Genomic DNA, 7,651 nt, shown 5'->3' on the forward strand with positions numbered 1-7,651 from the left:
TCTCCCTTTACGCGGGTGGTAGTCGCGTATGGCTCCCGCGTTCCTGTATTCTAAGTTTGTCAAGGTATTCACCTACCGGTTATTCCCCTCTCTCGTTTTCCAAAACAAGGAAAGGGGAGGAGCTAACTTTCCCCTTTCCGGGCACGGGCTTAAATAGCTGGTTGCAAACATTGTAAGTTCAATTTAAAACCCGCAAAAAAAAACTTTTCTAATTTGTCTACTTTGTTGAAAAATAACCCGATACTAAAATCATCCGGTTATCCAGTATTTATATTTCAGCCGAAGTCCTCAAAAATAAACTCCAGACTGAACAAGTCAACCCGGAGCCGTAGGATAACGGCAGGGGCTAGCTTAATTCATGGGAGTAGCGAACGCCATCATGAAAAAAGCAACCCCACGCCGTTATAATATATATCCATAAGAATATACAGATATAACAACGCGAGTGTTGCAATCTCCACGGTTTAATGGCAATTCTGCCTACTAGGTCGCTACTCCTAAACCATGTAAAATTATAACCTCAACATTGTAAACAGGACATCATCGGCGGCTCCCCGCACAGTCCATAACACAAAGGTAGAAAAAATTTTAATTCTTTCACAACTCTCCGCATAAAATTATATTCTTAACTGCAAGTAAATACGGCTACTCTGTACAAATAGCCGTCATATCAAGACAATGTTAAATATCTGCAAAGAACTTACATTCTTCTTGCTTGTTTGTATCTAATTCGTTACATTTGTCCTATGAAAGCAACAGACAAAAAAGATAGCGATATACGTGAATTATACTTCTCGAATGAATTTCTAGAGTTTTACGACAAGTTGCAGGACAAAATAAAGACTAAGTTTGAACATACAATGGATATTATTAGAACTGAATATGTGCTTAGTACAAAATTCGTGAAGCATTTGGAAAATACAGACTTATACGAGATGCGAGTATCGGTTAGTACCAATGAATACAGGACTATTCTTTTTGCTGTTGATAATGATAATATCATTCTTTCAAAAAGAATATTACTCTTGAATGGTTTTCTAAAAAAATCGACAAAGGACTACAGTAAACAAATAAAGATTGCCAAACGGATATTGGAGGAGTTCGAATTATGAAAAAGTTAGATGAAAACAAATTAGCAAAACTGCATACAGCAGGAGAACTATTAGAGAAGAAATACGGGGAAGTTGGAACAGAATCTCGCACCAATTTCCACGAGAAATCTATCGCGTGGTATTACGGGGAAATATTACGTGACCGTCGTAAAGAATTAAAAATAACCCAACAAGAATTAGCAGAGAAAGTAGGCACGGCAAGAAGCTATATCGCTCGTGTTGAAAAAGGAGAAACAGATATTCAAATTTCGAGTTTTTTTCGCATAGCTCGTGCCTTAGGTATCGAGTTTATTCCCACGTTTCTATGATTAATCGGAAATAATCCAAAGCATTGTAGCGCATCTATCTCCACACGACCTGATAATTAACTAAAATTAACAAGGAGAGGACAGTACTGAAAAAAGTATCATTATAGAATCAGAGTTGTACTTTCTATATATCAACTCCCATTCATCTCCTATTCAACTCCCATTCAACTCCTATTATAAAGGTAAAAAAATAGTAATTGAATAGGAAATAAATCGAAATTGATTTATCGTTAATACTTAGTAAAACTATCTATTATATTAACTCCTACCCTATCTCGTACAGGTAATAGAGAGAATTACTCGATTACCGCTACCTCTTCCAGTTCTTCGCGCGTGCCGACATGCTTACTGTTCCGGTTAATACGATCCATGATCACGGCGATAGCACCGTCACCCGTCACGTTACAAGCCGTACCGAAGCTATCCATGGCAATATACAACGCAATCATCAACCCTTGTGCCGTTTCATCGAAACCGAGCATGGACTGCAACAATCCCAGTGCTGCCATAATAGCTCCTCCCGGAACCCCGGGAGCGGCAACCATAGCGATACCCAGCATAAAGATAAAGCCCGCCATCATCCCGAAAGAAATCGGCATACTCGACATAAGCATGATCGCCATGGCACATGCCACGATCTTCATCGTACTACCCGAAAGGTGTATCGTCGCGCAGAGCGGTATCACGAACGCCGCCAGTTCCCGGTTCACGCCGTTTTTAATCGACTGTTCCAATGTAACGGGAATCGTGGCAGCCGAGGATTGTGTTCCTAATGCCGTCATGTAAGCCGGAAGCATATTACGGAACAAGCGGAACGGGTTTTTCTTCGATACGAACCCGGCAATAAAGAACTGTATAAACAACAGTACAATGGTCAGGAAGAATATGACCACGATAATTTTCACGAACACGCCCAGCACGCCGGACACCTGACCGGAGCCGGAAATATTCAAAAATATACCGAAGATATACAAGGGCAACAAGGGAATAATCACGGTGACAATCACTTTGTTGATAATATCCTTGAAATCTTCCATTGCCCCTTTCAGGGTTGCGCCGTTAATCACGGACATTCCCAAGCCAAGAGTAAATGCCAGAACCAGAGAACTCATCACGTCCATCAACGGCGGCATCATCACCGTGAAATAGGGAGCCAGCGGCACCGCCGCGGAGGCTTCTATCGGTTGCAATTCTCCGGCATCTCCGAGCAACCACGGGTAACTCAGATCACAGGCAAAATAAGTGAAGAAGCCGGAGAAAAGGGTAAAACCGTATGCCAGCAAAGCCGTGATCAACAACAAACGCCCGGCACCCTTACCGAGATCCGCTATACCCGGGGCAACCAATCCCAAGATCAACAAGGGGATGATGAATCCCAAGAAATTACTGAACAGACCATTTATGGTCAAAAATATCCTTACCAACCAATCGGAAAAGAAAAATCCGCATACTATACCCAGAATAATCGCCACGATAATTTTAGGCAATAGCCCCACTTTTATTTTTTTCATACACTCACTGTTTATATTACAAAAATAAGCTACTTTCGTATGACAATATAGATACATCAGCCTATGACAAAAGATAAATGGCACGGACACATCGCTATCTTCTCTGCTAACATTCTCTTCGGATTGAATATTCCGATCGCCAAAACCTTAATGCCGGAATGGATCGACCCCATCGGGCTCACGTTCCTACGCATGTCATTCGGTGCCCTCGCTTTTTGGATCACCTCTTTGTTTGTCTTAAACGAAAAAGTAAGTAAAAAAGATTTATTAATTCTGTTTTTTTGTGCCATTTTAGGCACAACCATGAATCAATTCACTTTCATTAAAGGACTTGGCATGACATCGCCAATCGACGCGGGACTGATCGTGACGATGAATCCCATGATGGTCATGTTGATTTCAGCCTTAATCTTGAAAGAACCGATCACCGCGAAAAAAGCGGGCGGAGTACTTATCGGGGCTTGCGGGGCGGTGCTGATCATCTGGCACTCTTACGCGGTAGGGATTTCGGGTGGTTCCGGCAGCTCGATGACGGGTAATTTACTTTGTTTTATCAGCGTGATCTGTTACGCCACGTATCTGGTTATATCCAAACCTATCGCGCAACGTTACAGTCCCGTGACGTTGATGAAATGGATGTTTCTTTTTTCCACGATTCTCATGTTCCCGTTCAGCATACAGGAAGTGGTAGAAGCAAAACTATTCTCCCCCGACACGACATTCAGCGCTTTGGCAAGCGTGTTTTACGTGGTATTCGCTGCGACATTCCTCGCCTATCTCTTTATCCCGATCGCGTTGAAACGCATCCGCCCGACAACAATCAGCATGTACAATTACGCCCAACCCCTCGTTGCCGCCACACTGGCAATCCTTATGGGACAAGACCGCCTCACGTGGGATAAGCCCGTGGCTGCCGTGCTGGTTTTTACCGGGGTGTATCTCGTGACTCAAAGTAAGTCGCGGGCGGACATGGAGAGATCATCAGGCAAATGAGGGGGTGAGGATAATCGAAAACTGATCGGCGCCGTGTAGGTTGTCCGGAAACTGCGCTTTTTGATCGGACACCAAGCGGGGATGTATTTCGGGAAGCATCTTACTACCCGCTTCGCTTCTTGCTCCAAAAAGGGATTGCATCCTTTTACCACCTTCACGTCTGTGATAGAACCGTCGGTTTCAATCACGAAACTGACAAAAACCTTCCCTTGGGCATTTATTTTTATTGCCTCAGAGGGATACTTTACATTTTGAGAAATCCATGCCATCACGTTTCCTTGGGCAAATACCGGCATCTGTACGTAAAAACAATCTTTCAGCATCTCCTCGTCTGCTACCTGCCCATAAGACAAAGTGTAGGGCATTACATTCTTCAAGAAATGCCGACGACGGTCGTTCTCGTTCATAAATTCCCGTATTTTTGCCTCTTGTAGAATTTTCAAGTGAGCAAATTTCGGATAAGCCACCAGATAATTATAAATAAAATTCTTCGGACCAAGTTCCTTCATCAACTTCAACTTCTCTCCGTTAAAATAATAGCATACCGCTTCCAGATCGTCGATACGGGTATTCGTCAACTTCGCAGTAATCATTAATCTCCTTGCATGGTCATAGGACTCCTGCCTGATATGTACCCGAAGTTGCTCCACCATAGCGGCATACGCCCGCTTGTCGTTCCCATACTCTTTTTTCATTGCCTTGATTCGTTCCTGCAAATACTTCATTCCCTCGTCATTCGGGATTTCGGATACCGGGACACGAGTTTCCCGTTCCAACATCTTGCAATAGTTTTCGTACGAGAGCGAATCTTTGAGCGAAGCGGAAACTTCCGCAACCGATACTCCCGTGAACCAACAAGTGAATAACAGGAATAGTCCTGTTTTCCACGCTCTTTTTATCACAAACGCCATAAATAACATATATTGATTGAACTTCTTCTATCTAATCCTCTATTGCAGTCTGAAATTAACAGGAGCTACCGAACGAAGTGCCACTCTACGCTTGTGCAGAAGGCAGTATGGGGGCACCGGGAAAGTGATACTTTTGAGAGCTCTTACCGCTTCTTTGTCCAAAACGGGGTCCGCACTACGCAGAATTTCCACCACGGATACTTTCCCGTCTATTCCCACGGTATAGCTCAACCAGACTTTCCCTTGAATATTCCTTTCCTGCGCGACAATAGGATATTTTACCGTTTTTGCTAACGCGTAGTTCAAATCCCTGTACGCGGTCAGAGGCGAGAGTATATGGAAGATACAACCACACGAGCACGAATCGCCGACAACTTCTTCCTGTGCCTGTATTCTAGGACTAATTTCTCGCGTGAAATACACACGATGTTCCCGCTCGTTCATGCAATCCTTCAACCGTACCTCTTCCTGCATCCGCAGATGCCGGATACGGGGGGAGAGAGCGGCGTATCGTTTTATGAAATTCTCCTTTCCAATCCCTTCAACCAATGCTAATTCCTGTCCGATAATCTGTTCAAATACTGCCGCCAGAACTTTTATGTTAGCACTTTTGAAATTATAACATTCAAGTAACCCTGCCGCACGAGTGGTGACCGCATTCTTTTTCTTTCGTAAATCTTCTCGATAATACAAATAGGCTTCCGCGTCCGTACGGAATCGGACACGCTCTCTATCCATCAGAATCTGAAGTATTTCCTGATCTTGTTCTTCAGCCACTTCATCCAGCGGAATCCCGGCTTCCCGATTTAACATTGCCACGTAATCCTCGTAAGAGTGAACTCCCGCCATCGGTTGTTCTATTTTGAAAAACAAAGGAAAGGTCATGTAAAAACGCACCGCCTTACCGCCAATCTTTGCCGGGCTCCATTTCGGCATTGCCCCGATAACCCGTGTTGCCTCCGTGTCCAAAGAGGGATGGGCACCTCGTAACACCTTGACCCCCGAAATACTCCCGTCCGGCTCTATCACGAATGCCATAATCACCCGTCCGGCAATCTCGTTATCCCACGCCTCTTGAGGGTAGCGGATGTTTTCACCCAACCATGTTTCCAATTCACCTTCGAATCGCGGAGCTTCATCCGCCACGAGATACACGGTCGTGTCCCGTTCTACTGTTCCAGAAAAGATTACACTCGCTTTCAAACCGGAAATACCTGCTCCCCCATATATACAGAAAAGCATTGTGATTAAACTATTTATCAAACAACGGGTAGTAGTCATAGTATTTTCATTAAAGTTACACACGCTTAAAATTGTTGATAAATATATAAATAAAAAACAAAAAAGCAAAGAGCCTTTCTCAAAAATCTCTTTGCCTTTTCACTATTTATTTCAAATTTCTCAATACTCTTCCGGGGTATTCCGGTAATCGGCATGGAACAAGCGAAGTTCCCGACGCATACGGTCGAGTTCCCGTTGCATATCGTGCATACGTCCCATCAATTCATGGATGACACCGATACCCTCGATGTTCACGGACAGGTCTTCATGCCAACGCACAAACCGTTCCAGATCTCCCAATTGCTCAACAGGTAAATAACGTTCGCCGTCAACGACCTGAATATCGATTAATCCATCCTCTTCCAGAGAGATGATAAACGACGGATCGACATGACTTTGCCGGCAATATTCTTTAATTATAATCAAATCTGTTTGCATAACTGACACGTTTTATTTAAGACCTTGTAATTCCTTGAACAACGCTTTCTGCTTCTCCGTCAAGTCGGTCGGTATCTGCACGGAGTAAGTCACGATTAGATCGCCGAACTTGCCGTCTTCCTTGTAGACGGGGTATCCTTTGCCTCTCAACCTTACTTTAGCCCCGTTTTGCGTGCCGGGTTTTACTTTCAATTTCACTTTCCCGTCCATGGTGTCGACCATTTGTTCTCCGCCGAGAATTGCGGTGTAGAGATCCAGCGGTGCTGTCACGTACAGATCATTCCCCAAGCGTTTGAACACGGGGTCTTCGGCTATCACGAAAGTGATATACAAATCTCCTGCCGGACCGCCATTCACGCCGGGAGCGCCTTGTCCCTTCAACTTGATGGTCTGCCCGTCCGCCACTCCCGCGGGAACGGTGATCCTTATATTCTTTCCGTTTACCGTTAATATCTGCTTGTGGGTATGTGCCGCATCTTGAAATGACAGGTGTAATTCCGCGTTATAGTCCTGTCCCCGGAATCCGGCAGAACGCCCTCCGCCACGACGGGAACCGAACAAGGATTCGAAGAAGTCCGAGAACTCCCCGTCACCCCCCATGCCGGAAAAACCGCCTTCCGACGACCAGTAAGCACCACCGCCGCTACCGAAACCACCGCCTTGCTGTTGCTGGCGCTGCCTTTGAGCCTCGAACTCATCGGCATGTTTCCAGTTTTCCCCGTATTGGTCATACTTTTTCCGTTTCTCCGGATCGCCCAACACTTCGTTTGCCTCGTTTATCTCTTGAAAACGTAGCTTGGCATTCGGGTCATCCGGGTTCAAGTCCGGGTGATACTTTCTGGCCAACTTTTTAAAAGCCTTCTTGATGGCATCCTGCGAAGCACTTTTATCAACTCCTAAAATCTTATAGTAATCTATATAGGCCATACTTTTATAATTTATACATTCTGTAATATGTTAATACAAACCATGTACCAACTTGTAATATACGTCTGGAAATGACGCATAGTTACACGAGAACTGACAAAGTGGCAAACAATAAAAAAGGGACTGTCTAACAAGTTTTAGACAGTTCTTTTTTTTTGTAAAAATAAGGC

The 7,651-nt window shown here is 44.3% G+C and carries 8 protein-coding genes; 3 read left to right on the forward strand and 5 right to left on the reverse strand.

The features are described from left to right. Window positions 1-746 precede the first annotated feature (746 nt). Together L0M98_RS22450 and L0M98_RS22455 are read left to right on the forward strand one after the other, a co-directional pair. Entirely contained in the window at window positions 747-1,112 is a 366-nt protein-coding gene (locus L0M98_RS22450; RefSeq protein WP_227217892.1) for a type II toxin-antitoxin system RelE/ParE family toxin, read from the forward strand. Continuing rightward, window positions 1,109-1,420, forward strand: a complete 312-nt coding sequence (locus L0M98_RS22455; RefSeq protein WP_227217891.1) for a helix-turn-helix domain-containing protein — start codon at window positions 1,109-1,111, stop codon at window positions 1,418-1,420. The genes L0M98_RS22450 and L0M98_RS22455 overlap by 4 nt, the downstream gene beginning before the upstream one ends. A 296-nt stretch (window positions 1,421-1,716) precedes the next feature. Here the strand turns inward: L0M98_RS22455 and L0M98_RS22460 are convergent, their stop codons facing one another. Then, window positions 1,717-2,931, reverse strand: coding sequence for a dicarboxylate/amino acid:cation symporter (locus L0M98_RS22460; RefSeq protein WP_227217890.1), 1,215 nt, complete (start codon window positions 2,929-2,931; stop codon window positions 1,717-1,719). Between the two features lie 63 nt (window positions 2,932-2,994). Here L0M98_RS22460 and L0M98_RS22465 point away from each other — a divergent pair, with 63 nt between their 5' ends. Then, a complete protein-coding gene (locus tag L0M98_RS22465; protein ID WP_186975851.1) occupies window positions 2,995-3,924 on the forward strand; it encodes a DMT family transporter in 930 nt (309 codons plus the stop codon). Here the strand turns inward: L0M98_RS22465 and L0M98_RS22470 are convergent. From L0M98_RS22470 to L0M98_RS22485, 4 genes are all read right to left on the reverse strand, one after another. Then, the gene (locus tag L0M98_RS22470) at window positions 3,879-4,835 is read right to left on the reverse strand and encodes an energy transducer TonB (protein WP_227217889.1); all 957 of its coding nucleotides are present in this window, start codon (window positions 4,833-4,835) and stop codon (window positions 3,879-3,881) included. The two genes, L0M98_RS22465 and L0M98_RS22470, sit on opposite strands and share 46 nt — an antisense overlap. Before the next feature lie 39 nt (window positions 4,836-4,874). Continuing rightward, window positions 4,875-6,077, reverse strand: a complete 1,203-nt coding sequence (locus L0M98_RS22475) for an energy transducer TonB (RefSeq protein WP_227217888.1) — start codon at window positions 6,075-6,077, stop codon at window positions 4,875-4,877. A gap of 159 nt (window positions 6,078-6,236) precedes the next feature. After that, window positions 6,237-6,554, reverse strand: coding sequence for a chaperone modulator CbpM (locus L0M98_RS22480; RefSeq protein ID WP_099291786.1), 318 nt, complete (start codon window positions 6,552-6,554; stop codon window positions 6,237-6,239). A 12-nt stretch (window positions 6,555-6,566) separates the two neighbouring features. Then, on the reverse strand, window positions 6,567-7,481 hold the full coding sequence (locus L0M98_RS22485) for a DnaJ C-terminal domain-containing protein (protein ID WP_186975854.1): 915 nt from the start codon (window positions 7,479-7,481) through the stop codon (window positions 6,567-6,569). Window positions 7,482-7,651: the final 170 nt, after the last annotated feature.

Source organism: Butyricimonas sp. DFI.6.44, from assembly GCF_022132345.1.
Taxonomy (GTDB): Bacteria; Bacteroidota; Bacteroidia; order Bacteroidales; family Marinifilaceae; genus Butyricimonas; species Butyricimonas muris.